Origin of the sequence: Photorhabdus heterorhabditis, assembly GCF_001280945.1 — a bacterium.
Taxonomy (GTDB): domain Bacteria; phylum Pseudomonadota; class Gammaproteobacteria; order Enterobacterales; family Enterobacteriaceae; genus Photorhabdus; species Photorhabdus heterorhabditis.
The window spans coordinates 1-1,576 of record NZ_LJCS01000161.1; the positions used below are offsets into that span (position 1 = coordinate 1).

The following is a 1,576-nucleotide window of genomic DNA, read 5'->3' on the forward strand; positions in this document are numbered from 1 at the left end:
GAGGGTGTCGCAAAAGACTGGCATTGAAAATAAACCCACAGAGATTGATTGCCTGTTATTGGGACTGACAACCCATAACAGGCTAAAAATAGCCCATAATATCAGGGCAACTGCCCTTGATAAGTTATAGGCTATGGCGTGCAAGGTAAATTCCACTCTGACTGCCGATAAACCTCTACGCCGAAAGCGCTCCAGTCTCTGGATACCCCGTAAGGCGGAAAATACGGGGTCGTCCATGACTTTTCTTTGACTCAATATCCGCTTTGACTCCGGTTTGTCCATCCGTGAACGCTGTTTATCCCGCGCTTCATCTTCCGGGTAACGTTTAATTTTTCTCCCCTTTTTCGCCTGAGTACACTTTTCTTTTTCCGGGCAATCAGCACAATTTGCTCCGGTATAGACCCGATGCCCACGGCTTTTTTCGGAACGTCTTACTGTACTGACATGACGTAACCTATCATTGGCCGGGCAAATATACAGGTCTTTCTCCGCATGATAAATAAACCGCGATTTTGGGTAGATTTTTCTTGGACTCTGTCGGTCATTACCTTCAGGGCAGAACAACAGGATCGCGTGTTTTTGAGCCTCAGCAATAACCTCATCATGAAAATAACCGGCATCCAGTAAGAGCGTTTTGGGATGACATCCTGATAGCGGATAGTGCTGAGCCAGTCAGTCAGCGATAACCCGAGTTTCACTGACGGGGTCGACTGTCTGGGCGACAATGATACGGGCCTGATTCACTCATACCGAGGGGTTATACGCACTGGAAAATCCCCGTCCCCGTTTGAGTTTCTGGACCACGGCTTCCGGTTCTGCTGGGTTGATACGTAACCGGCTGGCGTCTTTACCGCCTTTTTCACGATTTTCTTGTCGGATTTGTAAGATGGCGGCAGACTGTTCCAGTCGCCTGATTTTAACTTCTTTTTGGGGATTAACTGGGGCGGTAGTTAAGGTCTTTTTTTCTCGCAAAATGGCTTCCTGAGTCAGGAGGTAATAATGAGAACACGCCGCTTCTATCACTGTGCCATCCCCCGCCAGACAGGAAACACCGGATTGACTGTGATGTAATACGGCCGAAGCGACCCCTTCAAAAAACGAGCCCGTCAGTGTGGATTGATGTTGAGAGAGGAAACGTCCGAGACTGGCATGCTCAGGTGTAATGCCATGACTGACAAAGAGACATCCCAAATCCAGACGTGCCAGCCGTTCAAGTCCTCTAAGAGAATGAATCCCTTTCATGATCCCATAAAGCAAAATCCCCATCATGGAACGCGGGGAATACGGGGCTCTGCCTGATGAGGCGTAATCGCGTTCGAAAGGGGCCCAATCCTGCTCATCAAGGATATCGGAGACAATAAATGCCGCGCGCTCGCCGACGTGTTTCAGGTCGTCATGGAGGGAAAGGGCACCGCTCAGTACAGGCAGGTGCTGAGCGGTGACAAACTGACGCCCGGTGTGAACGGAAGGCATCAGTTGTCGTAGGAATGTGGTCATAATAGAAGTTCTGAATTTGGAATGGGAACCAAGATATTAACTGATAAGGGATAACTTTTGCGACACCCTCGCACTGGGC

The 1,576-nt window shown here is 49.4% G+C and carries 2 protein-coding genes; both read right to left on the reverse strand.

All coding sequences use genetic code 11. The features are described from left to right. On the reverse strand, nucleotides 1–564 hold a 564-nt coding region (locus tag AM629_RS23125), incomplete at its 3' end, for a transposase (RefSeq protein WP_200905784.1). Between the two features lie 180 nt (nucleotides 565–744). Continuing rightward, nucleotides 745–1,497: a transposase gene (locus tag AM629_RS24875; protein ID WP_235525576.1), complete on the reverse strand. Its 753-nt coding sequence runs from the start codon at nucleotides 1,495–1,497 to the stop codon at nucleotides 745–747. Nucleotides 1,498–1,576 lie beyond the last annotated feature (79 nt).

Coding starts and splice junctions, on each gene's coding strand:
- AM629_RS24875 (WP_235525576.1), bottom strand. CDS start 1,497: ATGACCACATTCCTACGACAACTGATGCCTTCCGTTCACACCGGGCGT.